The sequence below is a fragment of the Massilia cellulosiltytica genome (assembly GCF_047325105.1).
Lineage (GTDB): Bacteria > Pseudomonadota > Gammaproteobacteria > Burkholderiales > Burkholderiaceae_D > Telluria > Telluria orientalis.
Genome location: NZ_CP168562.1, coordinates 4,368,331 through 4,391,872 on the forward strand (window position 1 = coordinate 4,368,331; position 23,542 = coordinate 4,391,872).

Consider the following 23,542-nt stretch of genomic DNA (forward strand, 5'->3'; position numbering starts at 1 on the left):
CACGCGAACCGATACCATAACGACGGCGCATGCCGCGACTACAAGAGACACCGTGAACCCGTCCAACGCCGATACCCGTCTTGCGCACCTGAGCGCCCTGCTGCTGGAAACCTACCAGCTGGCCCGTGAGGAGCCCATCGAGCGCTTCCACGACACCGTCCTCGATTGCCTGACCGCCGCCCTGCCGTTCGAAAAAGCCTGGTGGGGCCGCGCCGCCCTGACACCGGAAGGCCCCTTCGAGCAGAGCAGCCACCTGTACGGCCTGCCCCGCGACTACCTCGACGACTGGCTGGCCATCCGCGCGGAAGACATCACCGTGCAACGCTCGCACGCGAATCCGGGCCATGCCGTCGTCATCGACACGCAGGCGCCGGACACGCCGCGAGGGCTGCGCCTGCTCGGCGAAAAGCACGGCTTCGGCGAATTCCTGTGCATCGTGCACATCGACCCGATCACGCAGCTCAGCGACCACCTGAGCCTCTACCGTCGTCCCGGCGCCCCGCCGTTCGAGCCGGATGCATGCCGCCTGCTCGAATGCGTGATGCCGCACCTGGCTGCCGCCGTCGCGCTGAACCAGATCCGGACATTGATGGCGATGCGCGAAAGCCTGGGCGGCCAGCGCCTGGCGCTTGCCGTCTGCAATCGCGAGGGCGTGCTGTATGGCGCGGAAACCGGGTTCGCGGAATTGCTGCGCACCGAGTGGCCCGGCTGGGTCGGCCCGCACCTGCCCGTGCCGCCGTGCCCGGACGGCTACGAAGGCAGGCGCCTGCAGATCGACGTGCGCCGCATCACCGACCTGTACCTCTTGACGGCGCGCACCCGTCACGCGATGGAACAACTGAGCGCGCGCGAGAACGACGTCGCGCGCCTGTTCGGCGAAGGCCTCACCTACAAGGAAATCGCGCGCACGCTGGACATGTCGCCGCACACCGTGCGCCACCACCTGCGCAGCATCTACGCCAAGCTGGGCGTGCGCGGCAAGGCCGGCATCGCCCACCTGTTGCACGAGGCGCCGCCGAACGGCTGACCTCCCGCCGTCCCCCATACCCGTAATACCGATCCAGGCGAGCCTCGCCCGAGGCCCCGTCACGTCTGTACACAATGACAACAACCACAGGAGACAACCGATGACACGCACGCTTTTCCTTCCCACACTGGCCGTACTGGCGCTCGCCGGGGCCGATGCCGGCGCCGCCGACACCAACGCCCGCGACTTCTTCGCCGCCCCGGACGGCACGACCCTCGGCATCGTCTACGTGCCCGTCGTGCGCGCCGACGGCTACCGTGCAGGCGGCGGCAAGGTGCCGGACACCGACCTGCGGGTCAATGCCCTCGTCTACCGGCACGTGTGGTTCACGGACGCCTGCGGCACGCTGTGCACCCCGCAATTCGTCGTCCCCGTATCCGACACGCACGTGCGCACTCCCGGCGCGGCGGCGGAACAGCGCCAGCGCGGCGTGGGCGACCCGATGGTCGGCGCCACGCTCTTCTTCCTGAACGATCCCGCCACGCGCACGTTCAGCGGCCTGAACGTCATGGTGGGCGTGCCCATCGGCGCCTACGACAGGAATGCGCCCGATGCGTCGGCGGGCCAGAACCGCTGGCAGACCCACGCAATGCTGAACCTCACGCGCGGCATCGGTACGCGCTGGGTGTTCGAAGGGACGCTGGAGGCCCAGGTCTACGGCGACAACAAGGCTTACTTCGGGCAGACGCTGGCGCAACGGCCGCTGTACCGGCTGCAGGCGTTCGCGTCGTACGACCTGACGCCGTCCACCTACGCGGCGCTGCGCGTCTACCACGGCCGCGGCGGGGAACTGAAACTCGGCGGTGCCGCGCTGTCCGGGACGCGCCAGCGCTATACGCAGGCGGGACTGGAACTGCACAGCTGGATCGACCGCAGCAACCAGGTGCTGGCGATGCTCGGGCGCGACGTCGCCGCCGACAACCACTTCCAGACCAGCCAGTTCCTGCTGCGCTACGTCCACGTCTATTGAAACGGAGACCGACATGCTCGTCGATACCAACGCCCCTGCCGTGACCGGCCGCGCCGCGCGCTCCCTGTCCGGCCCCGTCGCCGCCATCATCGCCTTTGCCGCCGTCGCGCCCGCGATCCTGATGACGGCGCCCGCCGTCGCGGCCCAGCTGGCGCTGCAATTGCAGCTCGATCCCGCGCGGATCGGCAACCTGTTCTCCGCCGAACTCGGCGCCATGAGCCTGGCGACGCTGCCGGCGTATGCCTGGATGCGCCGGGTCGACTGGCGCCATGCGGCCGCATTCTGGGCGCTCGTCTTCATCGGCGCCAACCTCGCCTCGGCGGCCGCGCCTTCCTATGCCGCGCTGCTCGGCCTGCGCGCCCTCAGCGCGCTGGGCGGCGGCTCGCTGATGGTGCTGTGCCTTGCCTCGGCTGCGCGCATGCCCAATCCGGACCGCGTGTATGGCCTGTGGGTGATGGGCCAGCTCGTGCTGGGCGCCGCCGGCCTGGCCGTCCTGCCCGGCCTGTTCGCGCACTACGGCCTGACGGCGCTCTACGTGCTGCTGGCGATCCTGATGGCGGCCGCGCTGCCGCTGGCGCGGCGCTTCCCGGCCGGCGGCCCGGACACCGCCGCGGCTGGCCCGCGCGCGCCACAGGCTGGCGGCTGGATGGTACTCGTCATCGGTATCGCGGCGCTGCTGGGCTTCTACATGAGCCTCGGCGGCGTCTGGACCTTCATCGGCGCCATCGCCCAGGCGGCCTCCATCCCCGCCGACGCCAGCGGCCAGGTGCTCGCCGTCGCCACCCTGTGCGGCATCGCCGGCGCGGCGCTGGCGGCGTGGATCGGCCAGCGCGGCAGCCGCATGCCGGTGCTGCTGGCCGGCTATGCGCTGATGCTCGCGGCGATCGCCCTGCTGGCCGGCCGGCCCGGCATCGCACGGTATGCCGCTGCCGCGTTCCTGTTCAAGTTCGCCTGGACGTTCGCCCTGCCCTTCATCCTCGCCAGCCTCGCGGCGGCCGACCGGTCCGGCCGGCTGATCAACGCGGCGAACCTAGTCATCGGCGGCGGTCTCGCCCTCGGCCCGCTGCTGGCCGGCCACCTGATCCAGGCCGGCGGCTTCGTTCCCATGCTGGCTACCGGCTTCGCGCTCGGCATGCTGTCCCTCGTCCTGCTGGCGGTCCTCGTGCGCCGCAAGCAGTAATTCTTTCTCACTGGAGTCCACCATGACGCAATCCACCGCCTTTTTCTTCGATGAACTCTGCCTGTGGCACACGACCGGCCAGCACGCGCTGACCTTGCCCGTCGGCGGCTGGGTCCAGCCGCCGTCCGGTGCCGGCCATGCCGAATCCCCGGAAACCAAGCGCCGCTTCAAGAACCTGATGGATGTCTCCGGCCTGACGCGGCAACTGGCCGTGCGCGGCGCGGCGCCCGCCACCGAGGACGATCTCCTGCGAGTGCACGACCCGCGCTACCTCGAACGCTTCAAGGCCGCCAGCGACGCCGGCGGCGGCGAGATCGGCGCCACCGCGCCGTTCGGCGCCGGCAGCTACGAGATCGCGAAGATGTCCGCCGGCCTGGCCATGGCCGCCGTCGACGGCGTGCTCGCCGGCGACTACGCGAACGCCTACGCCCTGTCGCGCCCGCCCGGCCACCACTGCCTCGCCGACCAGGCGATGGGCTTCTGCCTGCTGGCGAACATCCCGATCGCCATCGAGGCAGCCAAGGCGAAATACGGCGTCGAGCGCGTCGCCGTCGTCGACTGGGACGTCCACCACGGCAACGGCACCCAGTCGATCTACTACGAACGCCCGGACGTGCTGACCATCTCGCTGCACCAGGACGGCTGCTTCCCGCCCGGCTACAGCGGCTTCCCGGACCGTGGCGCCGGCGCGGGCCTGGGGGCCAACCTGAACGTGCCGCTGCAGCCGGGCGGTGGCCATGCGGAATACCTGTACGCGATGAACCGGATCGTCGTGCCGGCACTGGACCGCTTCCGTCCGGACCTGATCATCGTCGCAAGCGGTTTCGATGCGAATGCGGTCGACCCGCTCGCACGCATGCAGGCGCACAGCGAGACGTACCGGGCCATGACGGCCGCGATGATGGACGTGGCCAGCCGCCATGGCGGAGGCAGGCTCGTGATCGTGCACGAGGGCGGCTACGCGGAAGCCTACGTGCCGTTCTGCGGCCATGCCGTCGTCGAGCAGTTGTCCGGCATCCGCACCGGCGTCGAGGATCCGATGCTCGACTTCCTCCGCATCCAGCAGCCTTCCGCGACGTTCCACGCGTTCCAGCGGACGCTGATCGACGACATGGCGCGCGCCCTCGATCTGTAAAAAGGGAAGGCCGGGCATGCCCGGCCTTCTTCACACGCTACCGTCGGGTCATGCAACCCTGGCTTCACCCGTCACCGTGACCGGCACCGCCGCGAACAACCGTTGCTTCATGAAGCACTTGACCCAGATGGCCGCGACGAGCCCGAACACCCCGATCACGCTGCCGCTGTACAGCACGATGGACCGGGTCATCGCCGGATCCGGCGAGCTGTTGGCGATCACGTAGACGATGCCGGCCATCGCCGCCAGTTGCGGCAGCGGGTAGAACGGCGTGCGGAACGGCCGTGCGAGGTCGGGACGGCGTGCGCGCAGCACCAGCAGCACGACGTGCGCCAGCAGGTAGACGAGCATCCAGCAGATCGTCGCCGCGATCGTCAGCGGCAGGATGTTGTTGGCATCGCCGCGCGCCCACACGAGGCCCACGACCGGGCAGGCGGCGACGAACAGCAGCGCCGGCACCGGCACCTGGCGCTTGCGCGACACGCGCTTGAACAGCGGGAACACCTGGCCGTTCAACGCCATCCCGTGCAACATGCGCGGTACGGCGCCCAGCACCGCGTTGATCAGGCTCGCGCTGGCGGTCAGCGCGATGACGGCGAACACGATGCGGCCCGCGTGCCCGAACACGGCCGACACCACGTCCAGGTGCGGCGTGACGGACGCCGTCAGCACGGCGCGCGGCAGCACGTGCGCCGTGCCCCACGCGAACAGCAGGTTCACCGCCGAGATGCAGGTCAGGCCGATGATCATGGCGCGCGGCAGGTCGCGGCGCGGATCGCGCGCCTCTTCCACCATCGGCGTCACGTACTCGCAACCGATCAGGGTCCAGAAGCACAGCACGGCCACCGGCGCGATCGCGGTGTGCACCGTGAAGCCCTGCCATACCTGCGCGGCGGGCTGCGCACCGGCATGGAAGCCGCCAGTCACGTACAGGCCGACGACGAGGAAGAACGAGACGATCACGAACGTCAGGATCTGCTGCGTCGTCGCGAACACGTCGGTGCCGGCGAGGTTCAGCACGACCAGGATGCCGAGCAGCGACAGCGCCCACCCCATGTTCGGCATCAGGCCCGGAAACAGCTGATTGATGACGCTGTCGAACAGCATCAGCTCCGCCGGCAGGCCGAAGATCGCCGGCACCACGTAGCCGGCGAACACGGCGAGAATGGCCGGGAACTGGCCGACCGTGACCTCCGCGTACGTGCTGATGCTGCCCGCCTGCGGCAGCGACAGCGCGAGCTCCGCATAGCTCAGCGCATTGCAGATCGAGAGCAGGAACGCCAGCCCGTAGGCGATGAAGAAGCCGGTGCCGCCGATGCCGACGGCCTGCAGCAGCGACACGGTGCTCGTCTGGCTGACGATGACGCCGATGGCGATCGAGAACAGCGCGAAGAACCCGAGGGTCTTCGCCGCTGGAGGGCTGTACTGCCGTGTTTCCATGATCACCTTCCTAGCGCTCGCTGATCGCGCGCAGGTTGTCCGAGGTATAGAACGATTCCTTGAACTTCTGGCCGTCCGGCTCGACCACCCAGCGCATGTCCTTGCCGGTGCCCGCCGCGTGCTCGTCGATCACGTAGCGGCCTTCCAGCAGGTTGTACTGCGCGAACGCGGTGGCATCGCAGGTGCCGGTCTCGTACACGGGAATCGTATAGCCTTCCTTCACTTTCCACATCTTGCCCTGGCCATCATAATCCTCCGCGGCCAGCAGGTTGTAGCTGTCTTCATCGACATAGAAAACTTTCTTCGGCGACGAGTGGCGCGTGCCGCTCTTCACGGTCGCCTCGACGACGTAGACGCGGTGCAGCTCGTAGCGGCGCGCATCGTTGCTCACGTAGTCGTTCTGGGCGATCTTGTGGAAGTCGCCGTCGAACTTGTACAGGCCGAAGGCGTTATACGGTACATAGAGTTCCTTCTTGCCGACCAGCTTCCAGTCGAAGCGGTCGATCGGGCCGTTGAACACGAACGGCTCGTCCAGCGTGTACTGGTTCTCGAAGCCGATCTGCGGCGCGTCGTACGCATAGGCCGGCATGCGGCGCACGCGGCGCTGGCCCGGGAAATAATAGAACGTCTCCGTGCCCGGCTTGTTCAGGAAGTTCTTGATCGTGAGGCCCTGCCCGGCCAGTGCGGTCGGCGTGTTGTACGCGAAGTAGACGAAGGACTCCACGTCCGGCAGCGTATTGAAATGGCGGCTGCCCTTGGCGCCCCAGGGATAGTAGTTGGTCTGTTCGGAACCGGCCGAGATCCAGTCGTTGCCACCCTTGCGCGGCGAGACGGCCGTGAAGTTGTTCTTCCATTCGACGCCGACGCCGCGGTAGCGCATCTTGCTGTCGTAGATGACTTCCGTGCCGGTCTTCGGGAACGGGAACGGGTAGCCGGGGACGATCGCGTCGGCGAGCGTCCAGCCGTCCGCCCCGATCTTCGCCACGCCCACGTTCTTCTTCGTGTTCTCGGCCACGAAGTCCGGCACGCCGCAGGAGCGGTGGGTCGGATAGACGTCCATGCGATAGCCCTTGTTGCCCTTCACGAGCGCCACCTGGCCGGGCGTCAGCTTGTCCTTGTACTTGTCGACGTTGGCCGCGTCGATCGAGAACAGCGGCTTCTCGGCCTTGTGTTTCCAGTAGTCGCCGCGGAATTTACCGTAGGCCCAGCCGGACGCCGGCGCCTCGCTGCCGGTCCAGGCGGGAATGCTGCCGTCCTTGTTGCCGGCCTTTTCCGCGCCCGACGGGGTCAGGTCCTTGCCAAGGCGGCTCACGTCGTCGTCGGCTGCGCCGGCGGCGCCATACGCGAGCAGCAGGGTGGCGAGCAGCGCGCTTGCGCGCGCGGTGCGGGGGTTCCTCATCGATGTTCTCCTGTGTAGAAAATAGGCTGCGGGCGGGACGTCGTCGTCCTCTCGGGCAGGTTCGAATCGATGGTAACGAGGCGGTCATGGTCGCCGGTATCGAAATTCGGCAATCTTCGATCGGCCATCTGGCGGATGGGCGGCGCGCGCCTTCCCCGGCAAAGTGGCGGCATGTTCAACCGAAAGAGGACCATCATGACCACGACCACCACCTGGATTCCCGTCGGCGCGCTCGGCGACGCCTTCGCTCCCGACAACCACTGCCTGCCGCCGGATACCGGCCTGGACGGACGCACGCTGCAACTGCACGGCGAAGACGGCAGCCGTACGACGCTCGCCTTTGCCGCCGGCGCCGCCACCCGCGACGGCGTCGCGACGGCGCAGTGCAGCATCACCCGCCCGCGCCCCGGCATCTGGTTCGTCGACGTCCGCATGGCCGATACGCCCCGTGGCGGCACCAGCCTGGTACTGGACCTGGAGCGCGGCTGCTACATCGAGATCGACGGCACGCTGCCGACGCGCGAAGAAGCCCACGTGCCGCTGCTGGACCGGATCGCCGCAGGCACGGAACTGACGCCCGTGAAGGCGCGCATCGTGCGCGGCACCATCGACCGTCCGTTCGCACCGGATGCCGCCCTGCCCCGGCCGACCGGCGAGCTGCTGGGCAAGCGTGTCGAATACATCTACAGCCCGCACGAGCGCTACGAGCACATCTACCTGAACGATGGCTACTACACGTGGCGCTGCATCGAGGGTTCCGAGCGCGGCCTGTGCGATACCGATGCCTGCCACTACTACGCCATCGACACGGACCTCGTCCTGTTCATCTGGCGCGAAAAGATCGTGCCCACGCTGGGCATCGTGATGGTGGACCTGCGCGCGATGAAGACGACCGGCAAGATCATGGGCTACGAGGGCCACGACTTCGCCACCGTGCGCAACTTCGGCGTCGGCGCCCATGCGCGCGTGTTGTCCGTGATCCCGGCGGAGTGACGGCCATGGCGAACCTGCAAGGACGATTCGCCGGCAAGGTCGCGCTGGTGACGGGCGGCGGCACCGGCATCGGCGAGGCGTGCGCACGCCTGCTGGCGCATGAGGGCGCGCATGTCGTCGTGCTCGGGCGGCGACGCGAACGCGTCGACGACGTGGCCCGCGCCTGCGGCGGCATGGCACTCGCCTGCGACGCCAGCGACACGGCAGCCATGCACGACGCCGTGGCGACCGTACTCGCCCGGCATGGCCGGCTCGACGTGCTGGTCGCGAACGCGGGCGGTTTCGGCCAAGGCGCGTGCGCGGACACGCCGGATGCCGATTGGCGCCAGGCGTTCGACGCCAACCTGAACACGGCGTTCGTCAGCGCGCGCGCATGCCTGCCCGCATTGAAGGAGGCGCGCGGCAACATCGTGTTCGTCGCGTCGATCGCGGCGCTCGCGGCCGGGCCGGACGTCTGCGGCTACACGACGTTCAAGCACGCGCTGATCGGCCTCGCCCGTTCGGTCGCGCGCGACTACGGCCCGGCCGGCGTGCGCGCCAACGTCGTGTGCCCCGGCTGGGTGCGCACGCCGATGGCCGACGCCGAGATGGCGCCGCTGATGGCAGCGCACGGCATCGGCCTCGACGCCGCCTACGATCTCGTCTGCGCCGACGTGCCGCTGCGGCGCCCGGCCACGCCGGAGGAGATCGCGGGCGCCTGCGCCTTCCTGGCGTCGTCCGACGCGGCCATCGTCACCGGGACCGTGCTGGCCGCAGACGGCGGCGCGACGATCGTGGACGTGCCCACGCTCGCCTTCAGCCGGCTGGAGGCCGCATGAACGCGCGCAAGGATATCGACTTCGCGGGCAAGACCGCCGTCGTGACGGGCGGCGCCAGCGGCATCGGCGAATCCATCGCCCGGCTGTTCGCCGCCCATGGCGCGGCCGTGCTGGTGGCGGACCGCGATGCCGACGGCGCCGCGCGGGTCGCCGCCAGCCTGCCGGACGGCGCGGCCGTGAGCTGCGACCTCGCCCTCGACGATGCCCCGGCGCGCATCGTGGCGGCGGCGCGGGAACGTTTCGGCGGCGTCGACATCGTCGTCCACAACGCGGCGTACTTCCCACTGACCGACTTCACTCGGATCGACCGTGCACTGCTGGAACGCACGTTCGCCGTCAACGTCCACGCCGCGTTCGGCCTGCTGCAGGCAGCCCTGCCCAGCATGCGCGCACGGGGCGGCGGCAGGATGCTCGTGACGTCGTCCGTGACCGGACCGCGCGTCGCCTATCCGGGACTGGCCCACTATGCGGCATCGAAGGCCGCCGTGAACGGCTTCATCCGCGCCGCCGCGCTCGAGGTGGCGGCCGATGGCGTCACCGTCAACGGCGTCGAACCCGGCATGATCCGCACGCCGGCGCAGGACAACCTGGGCGGGGCCGACGTGGCGGCGCGGCTGCGTGCGCGCATTCCGCTGGGCCGGCTGGGCGAGCCGGACGACATCGCGGCGGCGATGCTGTTCCTGGCGTCCGACCATGCCGCATACGTCACGGGCCAGACGATCATCGTGGACGGCGGTGCACTGCTGCCGGAAGGTTAGTCAGTAGGCCAGCCGCGCCAGTTCGCCGCGGCTGGCGATGCCGCACTTGCGGAAGATGTGGGCGAGATGGGTCTTGACCGTGGACGGCGCCATGCCCGCCTCGCGCGCCACCTGCTTGTTCGGCATGCCGGCGACGACGGCCAGCGCGATGTCGAGTTCGCGCGGCGTCAGTTGCGGACACCGTGCCGCGAGGCGCGCGCGCGGATCGGCCCCGGCAAGCAGCTGCGCGGCGAGCGCATGGAAATCGGCCAGCGCGTCCATCTGGTCGGTCGAAAACCCGGGATGCGGGGCGTCGCGCAACAGGCTGACACCAAGCCTTGGGCCGTCCGGGCCGGCGGGCAGCAGCATGTCGAGCGCGTCGGAGAGCCGGTAGGGATGCATGAAGTCCTGCTCGTAGCGCACCGTGGCCCCGTCGAGCCGCTGGCGCAGCCACCCGATCGCGTGCGGCGCGCTGGCGATGCGGTGCGGCGCCAGCGGATCGTCGCGGTGGTGGCCGGAAAAATAGGCGGCGCAGCGGCGCGCGTCTTCTTCCGCCCACAACACGTGGCCCGCGTTGCCGTCCGCGCCGATCGTGTAGACGACCCAGCCCTGCGCCTGCACGAGCTGGCTGGCCACACGGCCGATGCGGCGCGCAGTATCGGCAAACTGCGCCGCGAATCCGTTACGCACCGGCGAACCCGGCGTCGAGCGCAGCGACGAGGACGTCCGCATGTTCCTGCTCCAGCACCAGCGGCGGCGACAGGATGATCTTGGTGCCGACCGGGCGCACGATGGCGCCGTGCTGGCGTGCGATCTCGGCGACGCGCGCGGCATGGCCGGCCGTCGGGTCGAGCGGTTCGCGCGTGCGCTTGTCGGCCACGAGGTCGATGGCGAGCATCAGGCCCTTGCCGCGGACCTCGCCCACGGCCGCGTAACGGTCGACGAACGGCTGCAGTGCAGCGAGCAGGTAGTCGCCCATCCGTGCGGCGTTCGCCGGCAGGTTCTCGTCGCGCACGATCTTGAGGTTCGCCAGCGCCGCGGCGCAGCCGACCGGGTGGCCGGAATACGTGTAGCCGTGGAAGATCGCGCCGGCGAAATCGGCGTTGCCGTCGAACGCGTCGACGATGCGGTCGTTGAACATGGTGGCGCCGAGCGGGAAGTAGCCCGACGTGATGCCCTTGGCGAGGCAAACGATGTCGGGCTTGACGCCCCACAGCCGGCTGCCGAACATGGCGCCCGTGCGGCCGAAGCCCGTCACCACTTCGTCGGCGATGAACAGCACGCCATGGCGGTCGCACACGTCGCGCACGAGGGGCCAGTAGCTCGCCGGCGGGACGATCACGCCGCCCGCGCCCTGCACCGGCTCGGCGATGAAGGCGGCGACGGTGTCCGGTCCCTGGAACAGGATCTCGCGCTCGAGCAGTTCCGCGCAGATGCGCGCCAGCTCATCGGGATCCTCGGTGAACGGATTGCGGTAGGTCCACGGCGTCTCGACGTGGAAGCAGCCCGGCAGCAGCGGCTCGTAGCTGCGCCGGAACACGTGGTTGCCGTTGACCGAGGCGCCACCGAAGTGAGTGCCGTGGTAGCCCTGCTTCAGCGAGATGAACTTGGTGCGCTCGGGCTGGCCGGCGACTTTCCAGTACTGGCGCGCGAGGCGCAGCGCGGTCTCGACGGCGTCCGATCCGCCCGAGCTGTAGAACACGCGCTTCATGTCTTCCGGCGCCAGCATGTCGACGAGAAGGTTCGACAGCTCTTCCGCGCGCGGGTGGGTGAGGCCGTCGAAGATCTGGAAATATTCCAGTTCGTCGAGCTGGGCGGCAATCGCCCGCTTGACCTCAGGCCGGCCGTGCCCCACGTTCACGTTCCACAGGCCGGCGATGCCATCCACGAGCTTGTTGCCGGCGTCGTCGAACACGTGGCAGCCTTCGCCGCGGACGATGCGGACCGGTTCGCGCACCTTCATCTCGTTCGGGTGCAGCATCGGATGCCAGAACTGGTATGCCGGCTGGTACATGATGGTCTCCCTTCTGCTGGTTTCAAACCAGTCTAGGGAAACGCCGGCGCCACCCGTTATCGAAAACCGGCAAAAACGGTCACTGGAACGTACGGCCGCCGACGCGCTTGACGGTCTCGGACGGCAGTTCGCCGAACAGGCGCTTGTAATCCACCGACAGTTGCGACAAATGCCAGAAACCCCAGCGCGCGGCCATGTCGCCGATCGTCTTCGCGCCGCGCGAATTCATCAGGTCGCGGTGCAGGCCGTTCAGGCGCACGATCTTCAGGTAGGCCGCCGGGCTCGTGCCGATCACCTGCGTGAAGCAGTACTGCAGGGTGCGGCGCGACGTGAACGTGCGCTGGCACAGGTCGAGGACCGTCACCGGGCGGTCCGGGTTCGCCTCGATATACTCGCGCGCCTTGGCCACGACATGCAGCGCCTTCTTCGCGTCCGCCGTGCCGTCGCCGTGGGTGGCCAGGCCGAGGTATTCGTCGACCAGGCCGACCAGTTCACTGACGAGTTGGTCGCGCGCTTCCGTCAGCGCCAGCTGGTACGGCTGGTAGGTCATCGTCAGCAGCGCGATGCTGAGGCGGTGGCGCAGGGTCGCGGCGAATGCCGGGTTATGGACATGGTTGGCGGCATTCGCCAGCAGCTCGGTCGCGTCCAGCCCTACCTGCTCGTCCTCGACCGGCAGCATCGAGACGGGCACGGTGACGCTCATCATCGTGCAGTTGGGCGGCGTGCTCAGTTCCAGCGTCGCGTGGTCGCTGAGTGCCGTCACGTGGTCCATGCCGACCGTGTGGCCGCGCCAGCGCGCCTCGCCGTCGAGATGCGCGAACACGCCGAGGGCCACCACGCCGGTGCGTCCCGGTCCCGTTTCGAACACGGCCTGCGACGTCTTCTCTTCGAACAGCTGGACGTCGCCGATCAGGGCTTCGGTGATCTGGCCGTTGAAACGGCCCTTGGAAAGCTGGTCGTACACCTGGTTCCAACCGGTCAGCACGCGCTCGTGCTGCCAGAGATTGGAGGTGTGGACGGTCTTGCGGCACGCGTTGACCGCATTGCCGACCTGGGGCACGGACGACGCCGTGCCGAATTGCTGTTCCGCGAAGCTCATGGTCTTCCTCCGAAAGCGTGAATGAACCGACTCTGTGGCCGATTTCATTAAGATGTTATCAAACCCGGCAAGGCATGTCAGCAGGAATCGCTCGATGGTAATGTTTAACGAAACGCGCGCCGGGAATGACGCTTGCGCGCAACGCTCAAGCAAAACGCCCGCCGGCGCAAGCGTGCCGGCGGGCGGGATGTTGAACAGCAGCTGTTCAGGATTTCATGATCTTGACGGTCTGGATCGTGGTGAATTCGGCAAGGCCGTGCTTGCCGAATTCGACGCCGATGCCCGACTGCTTCACGCCGCCGAACGGGGCGTCCGGTTGCACGGCGCCATGCTCGTTGATCCACACGCTGCCGCATTCGAGGCGCTTGCCGATGTCCACCGCGCGCGCCGGATCGCTCGACCAGACCGAGCCGCCGAGGCCGTTCGGATTGTCGTTCGCCAGGCGTACGGCCTCGTCGACATCGGTGTACTTGATGACCGGCAGGATCGGCCCGAACTGTTCCTCGTCGACGAGGCGTGCGCCGTTCGTCAGGCCCGCGACGATGGCCGGTTCGAAGAAATAGCCCTTCCCTTCCCGCACCTTGCCGCCGGCGAGCACCTTGCCGCCATGTTCGCGCGCGTCCTCGGCCAGCGCGCGCACGATGTCGAGCTGGGCGCGGTTCTGCACGGGCCCGAGCTCCGTGCCCGGTTCCAGGCCGTCGCCCACCTTCACCTCGCCCGCCAGCCGCGCCAGTTCGGCGCACATGTCGTCGTACTGGCTCTCGTGCACGTACAGGCGCTTCAGGCACGCGCAGGTCTGGCCATTGTTGTGGAACGCCACGCCGAACAGCTTCGGCGCCACGGTCTTGACGTCGACGTCGGGCAGCACGATGCCGGCATCGTTCCCGCCCAGTTCCAGCGTGAGCCGCTTGAGCGTGGCGGCCGCGTTCTCCATGATGCGCTTGCCCGTGCGCGTGGAGCCCGTGAACACGATCTTGTTGACGTCCGGGTGGCCGGTGAGCGCGGCGCCGGCGGCACCGCCGCCCGTCACCACGTTCAGGACGCCCGGCGGCAGGATGTCATTCGCCAGCTCGACGAAGCGCGCGGTGGCGACCGGCGTGTATTCCGAGGGCTTCAGCACGACCGTGTTCCCCGCCCGCAGCGCGGGGATGACGTGCCAGATCGCGATCATCAGCGGCCAGTTCCACGGCGTGATCGACGCGACGACGCCCAGCGCCTTGCGATGCACTTCCACGCGCGCCTGTTCGTTGTCCTGGATGACTTCCGGTTCGAGGTCGATGTCGGCCGTGACGTGGGTCCAGGCGATGGCGCCGCCCAGCTCCATGCCCGCGCCCACGTTGTTCAGGCCTTGCAGCGGCTTGCCGCTTTCGCGCGTGACGAGCTCCATCAGCTCCGGCATGTTCGCTTCCAGCGCCCCGCCCAACGCGTGCAGGCGCGCCTTGCGTTCCGTATCCGGCAGCGCGCTCCACGCCGGGAAGGCGGCGCGGGCGGCCGCCACCGCGGCGTCCACGTGTTCAGGGCCCGCGTCCTGCACGTGGGCGAACGGTTCGCCCGACGCGGGGTTGACGACGGCGAACGTCTTGCCGGCGTCGACGGCCTTGCCGCCGATGATCATCGAATAGGTTTTCATTTCACGTCTCCAGTTGTCGGTTGTGTCGCTACGCCCCGCTTGGAAAACCGGATCACGTGTCCGGCGTCCGCGACGACGCTCGTCAGGGAAAGGCGGTCGCCCCGCTGGCGCGCCTTGAACGTCGCGCCGGCGTCGCCGCTGCCGAGCATCGTGCCGTCCAGGCCCACCGCTTCCACGGTGCCGTCGCGCGTCTGGACGATGCCCGTGAGCGAGCTTTTCGCGCCGCTGTCCACCGCCTGCCAGTGCGCGCCCGCGTCGAGGCTGCGGTACATGCTGCCGCGCAGGCCGCCGACGAGCAGCGTGCCGTCGCGCAGCGCGGTGCCCGTCCAGAACGAGCCCTTGTAGCCGGTGTCCAGGTAATCCCAGGTCTTGCCGCGGTCCTTCGTGCGCAGCACCATGCCGCGCTCCGCCGCGACGAACAGCGTGCCGTGCGCATCGGCGAACGCGGCCAGCAGGTTGCGGTCGGCGCGGCCGCCGCCCGGCGGCGCCGGCAGGGTCACGGGTTCCCAGTGAGCGCCGCCGTCGTGCGTCGCCAGCACCAGCGACCACAGGCCCACGGCGATGCCTTCCTTGTCGTCGAAGAAGTGGACGGCGAACAGCGGGCGGTCCTCGTTCGTGTCGCTGCGCTGCACGGTCCAGGTCTCGCCGCCGTCGGCCGTGTGCAGGATCACGCCCCAGTGGCCGACCGCCCAGCCGTTCTGCGCGTCGGCGAACGACACGCCGGTGAGCGTCGACGACACGGGCACCGTGCGCGCCTGGCGGAACGTCTTGCCGTGGTCGTCGGACAGGAGCACGACGCCATGGTCACCGACGCCGACGATGCGGGCGCCGGCATGCGTCGCGCCCAGGATGGTCGCTTCGCCGGCATACGCGCTGGCCGCGGCCGGCTGCTGCCTGAGCGCCGGGGCAGTCGCGCCTTCCGCGCGGGCCGCCCCGGCCGCGAACAGCAGCGCGAGCGCGATGGAAAATGTCATACGTTTCATGTCGGCTCCTGGATCAGTGGGCGAGAATACCGGGCGCCTGCACCGGTTTGCGGCGCGGGAACAGGCGTTCCAGCCAGACCGCGAATGCGGGCAGCGCCGTCATCGCCATCACCATGTTGATCATGAACATGAAGGCGAGCAGCTTGCCCATATCGGCCTGGAACTTCAGGTCGGAGAACGCCCAGGTGGCGACGCCGATGGCCAGCGTGATCGCCGTGAAGATCGTCGCCGTGCCGACCTCCAGGATCGAGTGCTCGATGGCCTTGACGATGTCCAGCCCCTGTGACAGGTGCAGCTGCAGGCGGTTGTAGATGTAGAACGCGTAGTCGACGCCGATGCCGACCGCCAGCACCATCACGGGCAGCGTTGCCACCGTCAGGCCGATGCCCTCCACTTTCATGAACCAGTAGCCGATGAAGGTGCCGACCGTCAGCGGCAGGCAGCACGCCAGCACGGCGCGGAAGTCGCGGTACACGACCGCGACCAGGATCACGATGGCGGCATACACGTACAGCATCATCGGCAGTTCGCTGTGCTCGACTTCCTCGTTGACGGCGGCCAGTGCGCCGGCATTGCCGGACGCGAGGCGGATCGTCACGCCCGGCAGCACGTTCGCCTGGCGGAACTGCTTCACCGCCGCGATCACGCGGTTGATCGTCGTCGCCTTGTGGTCGGCCAGGAACAGGTGCACGGCCGTCATGCTGCAATCCTTCGTCATGAAACCGCGCACCCGGCCGATCTCGGTCGACAGCGATGCATAGTTGGCCGGGTCGATGGGCACGACGGCCATCTTCGGGTTGCCCTCGTTATAGCCTTCGTTGTAGCCGCGCAGCTGGCCCGCGTACGAGCTGACCGACAGCACGCCCGGCGTGTGCTGCAACGCCCACACGAACTTGTCCTGGTAGGTGCCGATGGCGACGTTCTCGCAGGAGCCCGGCGGCGCCTCGAAGATCACGGTCAGCCAGTCGAGGCCCGTGTCGTAGCCGGTCGAGATGGCGACGGCATCCTGGTTGAACCGCGCTTCCGGACGCAGCTCGGGCGCGCCCGGCTGCAAGGTGCCGATCACGCGGTCGCGGCTCTCCCATGCGGCCAGGCCGAACACGCCGGCCGTGACCAGGATCACGACCAGCGCGTTGCGCGGCTCGGCCACGCGCGCCAGCGCGCGCAGCCAGTTCGAGCGCTTCTCGCGCTGCTGCATGGCCTTCTGCGCGTATTCCTTCGTGAACGTGAAGTAGGACGCGGCGATCGGCAGCATGGCCAGGTTGGTCGTGATCTTGAAGAACACACCCAGCGACGCCGTGATCGCCAGCTCGCGCACCATCGGGATCGGGATCAGGATCAGCGTGATGAACGAGACGAACGCCGTCACCAGCGCCAGCACGCCCGGAATCAGGAGGCCGGTAAAACTGGCGCGCGCGGCCTGCTCCGTCGTCTTGCCGTGCGAGAGTTCGCGCATGATGAAGTTGATCTGCTGGACCCCGTGCGACACGCCGATGGCGAACACGAGGAACGGCACCAGCACCCCGAGCGGATCGAGGCCGAAGCCCAGCAGCTTCAGGGCGCCGAACTGCCAGACGAGGGACGTCAGCGAGCAGACGATCGGCAGCAGCGTGAAGCGCACGGAGCGGCAGTACCAGTACACGGCCAGCGCCGTCAGCAGCAGCGCGACGACGCAGAACTGCAGCACGGACTGGGCGCCGTCGGCGATGTCGCCGATCTGCTTGGCGAAGCCGATGATCTGGATCTCGAAGTCCTTGTCCTCGAACTTCTTGCGCAGCTGCTGTTCGAGCAGGTGGTTGTACTGGACGTAGTCGATCTTGTTGCCGTCCTTGTCGACCTCGGACAGCTCGGCGATGATCATCGCGCTCGTCTGGTCGCGCGAGACCAGCGTGCCCACGAAGCCGCCCTGGTTGGTGGAACGCTGGATGTCCGCGATCAGTTCGGGCGTCAGCTGCTCGGGCGTGATCGTCCCGGCGATCACGGGGTCGGCCCGGAAGCCTTCCTCCGTGATCTCGTTGACGAAGCTGTTCGGCGTCCACAGCGACTGCACGCCCAGCCGGTCGATGCCCGGCAGGTATGTCACGGCCTGGGTCACGTCGAACAGCCGCTTCAGGCCCGGAGCGGTCCAGATCGTGCCGTGGCGCGACTTCACGACGACGTTCAGGCGGTTCGCGCCCAGCACGTCGTTGCGGTACTTCTGGAACGTCGTGATGTACTCATGGCCGATCGGCAGCTGCTTCTCGAAGCCGGCCTCCATGCGCAGCTGCACGGCAAAATACGCCATCGCCGCGGTGAACAGCGCGAGCCAGACGAGGAACGGCGTGCGCCAGCGGAAGCAGGCGTTTTCCAGGGATTTCAGGAGGCGCGGCAGGCGGCCCGCCGCGCTGGGTGACGTGGACACGATGACGTTCCCCTTCAGAAGTTACGCGAAACGTAGGCGCCGACGAAGCCGCGGTCGCGCAGCGGCTGGTCGAACACGCGCTCGCCGCCCCAGAAGCGGCCGTAGTTCACGGCGAACTGCCAGGTGGCGGGATTGCGCATGAATGTCACCGTCAGGTTCGCCGACTTGGCGCCATTCATGAACAGGCCCGCGGTGTTCGGCGTGCGGCCGTTCACGGCCTGGAAGTAGTAGATCTCGGGGATCACCTGCCAGCCCGGCACGACGCTGCCGTCATACACCCAGCTGAAGTCGAGGTTGTAGCCCCACGACGTCTTCGTGCCCACCGGTTCCGGCGTACCCGCGGCGTTGAATTCCTGGCCCCAGCCCCACAGGCCGGCGGCCACGGGATCCGCGCCGTACATCGATTTCAGGTGCGGGTAGCGCACGACGACGGCTTCGGCCATGAGCGTTGCCGTGTCGGCCCCGCCCAGCGCCTTGAGGACGCCGCCGTATTCGCTCGGGGTCAGGCTCAGCATGCCCGTCACGTGCCACTGGAACTTCTTCTCGTCGACGTAGCAGTTGCCGCCGTTGTAGCTGCAGCCGCTCGTCGCCGGATTGATTGCCACCGCATCCTTCGGACGGTACGACAGCTCGGTGCCAATCGACCAGTCGCCGACCGGGAAGTTGGCGCTGATGCCGTACAGCGTGCGGCCTTCGGGAAACACCCATGCAAGCCCGTCGCCGACGCTGAGCTGCGGCGCCTTGTCGTGGTAGCGCATCGCGTAGAAACCGACGTTCAGCGACGTGCCCTCCGGCTGCCAGCGCAGCGACGCGCCGTACTGGCCGCCGTTCTTCGGCTCGTGGCGCGCGAAACCGTACTCCGCGTAGCCTTTACCCAGCCCGTTCACCGTCGACCAGTAGCTGCCCGTCGGCGGGAAATAATTGTCGTTCCAGTTGGTCTGGACGTAGCCCTCGAAGTTCAGGCCGTGGCCGAGCCCCGTGGCGAAGCTGGCAATCGGGGCCGGCAGGAACACTTCCTTCAGCTGCGTGCCCGGCTGCGACAGGCGCATGATGTCCTGCGCGTTCGTCTGGTTGATCCCGCCCGGCAGGAACAGGCTTTCGCCCCAGCTGATCACCTGGTTGCCGACGCGGACGCGGGCACGTTCCTCGCCGAGCGAGAATTCCTTGCTGACCCAGAAGTCGAGCAGGCGCGCCTTGAAGCGCAGGTCTTGCGCCGCCGGATCCGTCAGCGGACCGACACCCGGCGGATTCGTCGCGCTGACGGTGTCGTTCGTACGGGTCGACGCGAAGTCGCGGACCCAGCTCACGCGGCCGAGGAATTTCCAGTCGTCGGGCAGCTTGAGCAACAGTTCGTGCGTGCCCTTCAGGTACGTGGTGAATGCGTCGCCGCGGTCGTAGTTCAGGTCCCCCTGGTCGCCCAGGCCGCTGGTCGGCGCGAGGCAGCCGGCCGGTGCGCCGTCGCCGGACGCGCCGGCCGTGACCAGGGTGCACGCCTGCTTCTGGGCGCGGATGCCGATGCCGGCCGTGACCGTCGAATCGAAGGAACCGGAAATCGATCCCGACTGGAAGGTTGCCGCCTGGGCCGCGCCGGCCCAGGCAAGGAATACGGCAAGCGCCGCGCGCGTGTGTGTGGTTGTCATCCTGTGTCCCGTCTTTTTATGAATTGATGAATCGCTGTCGATGCCGGCGGGGGCGCCGGGGGTACGATGCATCCTAAACGTGGTGTTTCGAGGGCCGGTATCGAAAACTGGCAAATCACAGCGGCTGCGACGCACGCCTGCAAAAGCGAAACCGGCCGCGCGGGCGGCCGGTCGACAGAACGATGGAAATCGTCGTCAAAATGTGTGGCGCACACCCAGCACCAGTGAGCGCGGATCGTCGCCCGCGGCCACCGCCAGGGCGGCGCCCGTATTGCCGTTGATGCCGAAGCGCGACCGTGCGCTGTTCCGGATGGTCGCCGCGCCGGCATACAGCATCGACCGCTTCGACAGGTTGTAGTCGTAACGGATGCTGAGAGCAGTCGCAGCGGCATTGGCCACGCTGCGGTTGCGGAAACGGCCCGCATCCAGCAGCAACGTCCCCGGCCCGGCCGGGATCGACAGCCCGAGTTCGAGCGCGTCGTTGCGCGCTGCATCGATATCGTCGCGGCGCGCCTGGGCCAGCACGCTCGCTTTCACGGTGCCGACGACATAACTCGCGCCGAGTGCGTAAAAGCGGTCCGTGTTCGCGGCCGTCGTCTTGCGCGTCTCGACGGCCGCATTGGCGGAAAACGGGCCGCTGTCGTACTGCAGCGACGCGCTGTGGATGTTGCCGATGTTCGCGCCGGGCTGCGTCGCGTTCTCGCCCAGGCCGGCGAGCGCCCGGAACTTGAAACCGGCATACGACGGCGACGCGTAGCTGACCGCGTTGTTCACCCGCAGCACCGAATTGTCGGTGAAGTAGTTCGACGCATTGCCCCAACCCATGCCGCCGCCGAGGCCATACGTGACGAGCGTGAAGAACAGGGGCGAATAATGGCGGCCGAGCGTGACGTCGCCCGCGCGTGTCGCGAGGCCCACCCAGGCCTGGCGCCCGAACAACAGGCCGCCCTGCCCCGACGTGCCATCGTCGACGTTGATGCCCGATTCCAGCATGAAGATGGCGCGGTTGCCGCCGCCCAGGTCCTCGCTGCCGCGAAACCCCAGGCGCGAACCGGAGACGCCGCCGCTCTGCAGGCGGGTCGTCCCCTCCACGTGTTCGAGGTAGGTGTCGAGCACGCCGAACACGGTGACGTTGTCCTGGGCATGGGCCATGACGCACAACGGTGCCAGCAAGCTTGCCAACCAACGCTTCATGCCGCCGTCTCCTGCGCGCGCTTGCGCACCGCGGCGAGCAATACGAACACGCTCAGCACGATCAAGGCACTGAGGATGTAGAGCGCATTGTCCATGCTGCCGGTCGCCGTCTTGATGCGGCCGATGGCCCAAGGGCTCACGATGCCGCTCGTGATACCGACGCTGCTGATGACGGCAATGCCGCTGGCGCGCGCCTCGGCCGACAGATACGTCGTCGGGATCGCCCAGAAGATCGGCAGCGCGGCGAACAGCAACACCGTCGCCGCCGACAGCAGGGCCAGCGCAGCCACGAGGCTGGCCGGGTGCGTGGTCAGGGCCGCCAGCGCGACGGCGCCGCCCGTCGCGCACAGGGCGAAATAGCGCGGATGACTCGCCCGGCGGTCGGCCCGGCGCGCGATGAACAGCAGGCCCACCGCGCCGATCGCGTTCGGGATCACCGTGTACAGGCTGACCTGCACGACGTCGCTGACGCCGAAGTCGCGGATCATCAGCGGCATCCAGAAATTCAGCGTGAGCGTCGCGGCCGTCATCGCGAAATAGACGAGGGCGAACACATAGACGCGCGGGCTGCGCAGGCCTGCCGCCGACGCGTGGCCGCCGGCCGCGGCGGTACTGCCCTCGCCCAGGTCCGCCGCCAGCCGCGCCTTCTCGGCGGTGCTGAGCCAGGGCACGTCGCGCGGATAGTCCTGCAGCCAGAAATGGCCGACGACGGCCAGCACCAGCGCCGGCGCACCTTCGATGACGAACATCCACTGCCATCCTTTCAAGCCGAGGATGCCGGCCATGTCGCGCATGATCCAGCCGGACAGCAGGCCGCCCAGCACGCCCGCCACCATCACGCCGGCGAAGAAGATCGACATGACGGAGGCGCGCCGGCGCGGTGGGAACCAGTACGTCAGGTACAGCACGATGCCGGGGAAGAAGCCGGCTTCGAACACGCCCAACAGGAAGCGCAGCACGTAGAACTGCGTCGGGGTCGCGACGAACATCATGGCGACGGATGCGGCGCCCCACAGCAGCATGATGCGCACGAACGACCTGCGCGCGCCGTATTTCGCCAGCAGCAGGTTGCTGGGCACTTCGAACAGCACGTAGCCGATGTAGAAGATGCCGGCGCCCAGGCCATACATGGCGTCGGTGAAGCCGAGGTCCTGCTTCAGCTGGAGCTGGGCGAAGCCGATGTTGATGCGGTCGAGGAAGGATACGACGTAGCAGATGAAGAGGAAGGGGATGATGCGGCGGGATATCTTGCGGTAGAGGGCGCCGTCGGTGCCGTCCGCGGTGGCGGACGGCACCCCGTTCGCTCGGGTGATAGCGTTGTCCATGCGTGTCTCCAATATTGTTATGGGATGCATCGTAGGAGCGCACGAGATATGTGACAATCTCATGGCGCTCATACCGGTTATGAACGACATGAGTGGCGCGTCAAAGCCCGCCCATCGCGATGTACTTGAGCTCCATGTAGTCCTCCAGGCCATGGCGCGATCCCTCGCGACCGATGCCGGACGATTTCATGCCGCCGAACGGCGCCACCTCCGTCGAGATCAGCCCCGTGTTCACGCCGACCATGCCGTATTCCAGGCGGCGCGACACACGCCAGACACGAGCGTGGTCGGTCGTGTAGAAATACGCTGCCAGACCGTATTCGGTGTCGTTGGCCAGCGCGACCGCCTCGGCTTCGTCCTTGAAGCGGAACAGCGGCGCCACGGGCCCGAAGATCTCCTCCCGCGCCACCGCCATCGCCTGCGTGACGTCGGCCAGCACGGTCGGTTCGTACCAGTTGCGGCCCAGCGTATGACGGCGGCCGCCGGCCAGCACGCGCGCGCCCTTGCCGAGCGCGTCACCCACCAGCTCCTCGACCTTGGCCACGGCCCCGTCGTCGATCAGCGGCCCCACGGTCACGTCCTCGTCGCGCCCATGGCCGACCTTGAGCAAGCCGACGGCGGCAGCCAGCTTCGCGGCAAACCGGTCGTAGATGCCATCCTGGACGAGAAAACGGTTGCTGCACACGCACGTCTGGCCGGCATTGCGGTACTTGGACGCAATGGCGCCTGCGACGGCCGCATCGATGTCGGCATCGTCGAACACGATGAACGGCGCATTGCCGCCCAGTTCCAGCGACAGCTTCTTGACCGTGTCGGCGCATTCGCGCATCAGGTGAATACCGACCGGCGTCGACCCCGTGAAACTCAGCTTGCGCACGACCGGGCTCGCCGACATCACGCGGCCGATGGCGCTTGCCTTGCCGGTCACGACGCTGAACACGCCGGGCGGCACACCCGCGCGCGCGGCCAGGTCAGCCAGCGCCAGCGCCGACAACGGCGTCTGCTGCGCGGGCTTCAGGACGATCGTGCACCCCGCGGCGAGCGCCGGCGCCACCTTGCGCGTGACCATCGCGGCCGGGAAGTTCCACGGCGTGATGGCGGCGCACACGCCGACCGGTTCGCGCGTCACCACCAGCTGGCGGTCGCGCGCCGGCGACGGGATCACTTCGCCGTACGCGCGCCGCGCTTCCTCGGCGAACCATTCGATGTAAGCGGCGGCATAGACGATCTCGCCCTTCGCCTCGGCGAGCGGCTTGCCCTGCTCCGCCGTCATGATGGCGGCCAGGTCGTCCTGGCTGGCCAGCACGAGGTCGTGCCAGCGACGCAGGATGTGCGCGCGTTCGGCGGCCGTGGTATCGCGCCACGTCTGGAACGCGGTGTCGGCCGCGGCGATCGCGCGCCCGGTCTCGGCAGCGCCGCAGCATGGCACGTGGGCGATGGTCGCGCCATCGGCCGGGTTGGTGACGGCCGTGGTCGCGCTGTCGTCGGCGTCGACCCACTGACCGCCGATGAGGCAGTGCGCGCGCAGCAGCGCCGTATCGTTCAGTTCGAGCATGG

At 68.2% G+C, this 23,542-nt stretch carries 19 protein-coding genes; 7 read left to right on the top strand and 12 right to left on the bottom strand.

Annotated features, from left to right (window positions below):
- Window positions 1-52: 52 nt before the first annotated feature.
- From ACEN9H_RS18955 to ACEN9H_RS18970, 4 genes are all read left to right on the top strand, one after another.
- On the top strand, window positions 53-1,027 hold the full coding sequence (locus ACEN9H_RS18955) for a response regulator transcription factor (protein ID WP_413671655.1): 975 nt from the start codon (window positions 53-55) through the stop codon (window positions 1,025-1,027).
- Window positions 1,028-1,127: 100 nt separating this feature from the next.
- On the top strand, window positions 1,128-1,997 hold the full coding sequence (locus ACEN9H_RS18960; RefSeq protein ID WP_413671656.1) for a transporter: 870 nt from the start codon (window positions 1,128-1,130) through the stop codon (window positions 1,995-1,997).
- Window positions 1,998-2,010: 13 nt separating this feature from the next.
- Entirely contained in the window at window positions 2,011-3,177 is a 1,167-nt protein-coding gene (locus ACEN9H_RS18965) for an MFS transporter (protein WP_413671657.1), read from the top strand.
- Window positions 3,178-3,199: 22 nt separating this feature from the next.
- On the top strand, window positions 3,200-4,312 hold the full coding sequence (locus tag ACEN9H_RS18970) for a class II histone deacetylase (protein WP_413671658.1): 1,113 nt from the start codon (window positions 3,200-3,202) through the stop codon (window positions 4,310-4,312).
- Between the two features lie 48 nt (window positions 4,313-4,360).
- Here the strand turns inward: ACEN9H_RS18970 and ACEN9H_RS18975 are convergent, their stop codons facing one another.
- Together ACEN9H_RS18975 and ACEN9H_RS18980 are read right to left on the bottom strand one after the other, a co-directional pair.
- Window positions 4,361-5,752 (bottom strand): APC family permease, encoded by a 1,392-nt coding sequence (locus ACEN9H_RS18975; protein WP_413671659.1) that lies wholly within the window; start codon window positions 5,750-5,752, stop codon window positions 4,361-4,363.
- A gap of 10 nt (window positions 5,753-5,762) precedes the next feature.
- The gene (locus ACEN9H_RS18980; RefSeq protein ID WP_413671660.1) at window positions 5,763-7,151 is read right to left on the bottom strand and encodes a DUF1329 domain-containing protein; all 1,389 of its coding nucleotides are present in this window, start codon (window positions 7,149-7,151) and stop codon (window positions 5,763-5,765) included.
- Between the two features lie 195 nt (window positions 7,152-7,346).
- Here ACEN9H_RS18980 and ACEN9H_RS18985 point away from each other — a divergent pair, with 195 nt between their 5' ends.
- The 3 genes from ACEN9H_RS18985 to ACEN9H_RS18995 are packed head-to-tail and all read left to right on the top strand — an operon-like array spanning window position 7,347 to window position 9,720.
- Window positions 7,347-8,144 (top strand): MoaF C-terminal domain-containing protein, encoded by a 798-nt coding sequence (locus ACEN9H_RS18985; RefSeq protein WP_413671661.1) that lies wholly within the window; start codon window positions 7,347-7,349, stop codon window positions 8,142-8,144.
- A gap of 5 nt (window positions 8,145-8,149) precedes the next feature.
- Window positions 8,150-8,962 carry an SDR family NAD(P)-dependent oxidoreductase gene (locus ACEN9H_RS18990; RefSeq protein ID WP_413671662.1) on the top strand — a complete coding sequence of 271 codons (813 nt, stop codon included), beginning with the start codon at window positions 8,150-8,152 and terminating at the stop codon, window positions 8,960-8,962.
- A complete protein-coding gene (locus ACEN9H_RS18995; RefSeq protein WP_413671663.1) occupies window positions 8,959-9,720 on the top strand; it encodes an SDR family oxidoreductase in 762 nt (253 codons plus the stop codon). The genes ACEN9H_RS18990 and ACEN9H_RS18995 overlap by 4 nt, the downstream gene beginning before the upstream one ends.
- On the opposite strand, the gene ACEN9H_RS19000 is transcribed toward ACEN9H_RS18995, so the two are convergent.
- The 10 genes from ACEN9H_RS19000 to ACEN9H_RS19045 all read right to left on the bottom strand — a co-directional run bounded on the left by ACEN9H_RS19000 (window position 9,721) and on the right by ACEN9H_RS19045 (window position 23,540).
- Complete coding sequence (locus ACEN9H_RS19000) at window positions 9,721-10,431, bottom strand: response regulator transcription factor (protein ID WP_413671664.1); 711 nt, start codon at window positions 10,429-10,431, stop codon at window positions 9,721-9,723.
- Window positions 10,382-11,713: an aspartate aminotransferase family protein gene (locus ACEN9H_RS19005; RefSeq protein ID WP_413671665.1), complete on the bottom strand. Its 1,332-nt coding sequence runs from the start codon at window positions 11,711-11,713 to the stop codon at window positions 10,382-10,384. The genes ACEN9H_RS19000 and ACEN9H_RS19005 overlap by 50 nt, the downstream gene beginning before the upstream one ends.
- Before the next feature lie 79 nt (window positions 11,714-11,792).
- Complete coding sequence (locus ACEN9H_RS19010; RefSeq protein WP_413671666.1) at window positions 11,793-12,812, bottom strand: helix-turn-helix domain-containing protein; 1,020 nt, start codon at window positions 12,810-12,812, stop codon at window positions 11,793-11,795.
- Between the two features lie 205 nt (window positions 12,813-13,017).
- Window positions 13,018-14,442 carry an aldehyde dehydrogenase family protein gene (locus ACEN9H_RS19015; protein WP_413671667.1) on the bottom strand — a complete coding sequence of 475 codons (1,425 nt, stop codon included), beginning with the start codon at window positions 14,440-14,442 and terminating at the stop codon, window positions 13,018-13,020.
- Window positions 14,439-15,425, bottom strand: a complete 987-nt coding sequence (locus ACEN9H_RS19020) for a WD40/YVTN/BNR-like repeat-containing protein (protein WP_413671668.1) — start codon at window positions 15,423-15,425, stop codon at window positions 14,439-14,441. The genes ACEN9H_RS19015 and ACEN9H_RS19020 overlap by 4 nt, the downstream gene beginning before the upstream one ends.
- Before the next feature lie 13 nt (window positions 15,426-15,438).
- The gene (locus ACEN9H_RS19025; RefSeq protein WP_413675603.1) at window positions 15,439-17,796 is read right to left on the bottom strand and encodes an efflux RND transporter permease subunit; all 2,358 of its coding nucleotides are present in this window, start codon (window positions 17,794-17,796) and stop codon (window positions 15,439-15,441) included.
- A gap of 44 nt (window positions 17,797-17,840) precedes the next feature.
- Complete coding sequence (locus ACEN9H_RS19030) at window positions 17,841-19,466, bottom strand: DUF1302 domain-containing protein (protein ID WP_413671669.1); 1,626 nt, start codon at window positions 19,464-19,466, stop codon at window positions 17,841-17,843.
- A gap of 195 nt (window positions 19,467-19,661) precedes the next feature.
- The gene (locus ACEN9H_RS19035) at window positions 19,662-20,660 is read right to left on the bottom strand and encodes a porin (RefSeq protein ID WP_413671670.1); all 999 of its coding nucleotides are present in this window, start codon (window positions 20,658-20,660) and stop codon (window positions 19,662-19,664) included.
- The gene (locus ACEN9H_RS19040) at window positions 20,657-21,985 is read right to left on the bottom strand and encodes an MFS transporter (protein WP_413671671.1); all 1,329 of its coding nucleotides are present in this window, start codon (window positions 21,983-21,985) and stop codon (window positions 20,657-20,659) included. Before ACEN9H_RS19040 ends, ACEN9H_RS19035 begins: the two co-directional genes overlap by 4 nt.
- A 100-nt stretch (window positions 21,986-22,085) precedes the next feature.
- Window positions 22,086-23,540, bottom strand: coding sequence for an NAD-dependent succinate-semialdehyde dehydrogenase (locus ACEN9H_RS19045; RefSeq protein ID WP_413671672.1), 1,455 nt, complete (start codon window positions 23,538-23,540; stop codon window positions 22,086-22,088).
- Between the last annotated feature and the right edge of the window lie 2 nt (window positions 23,541-23,542).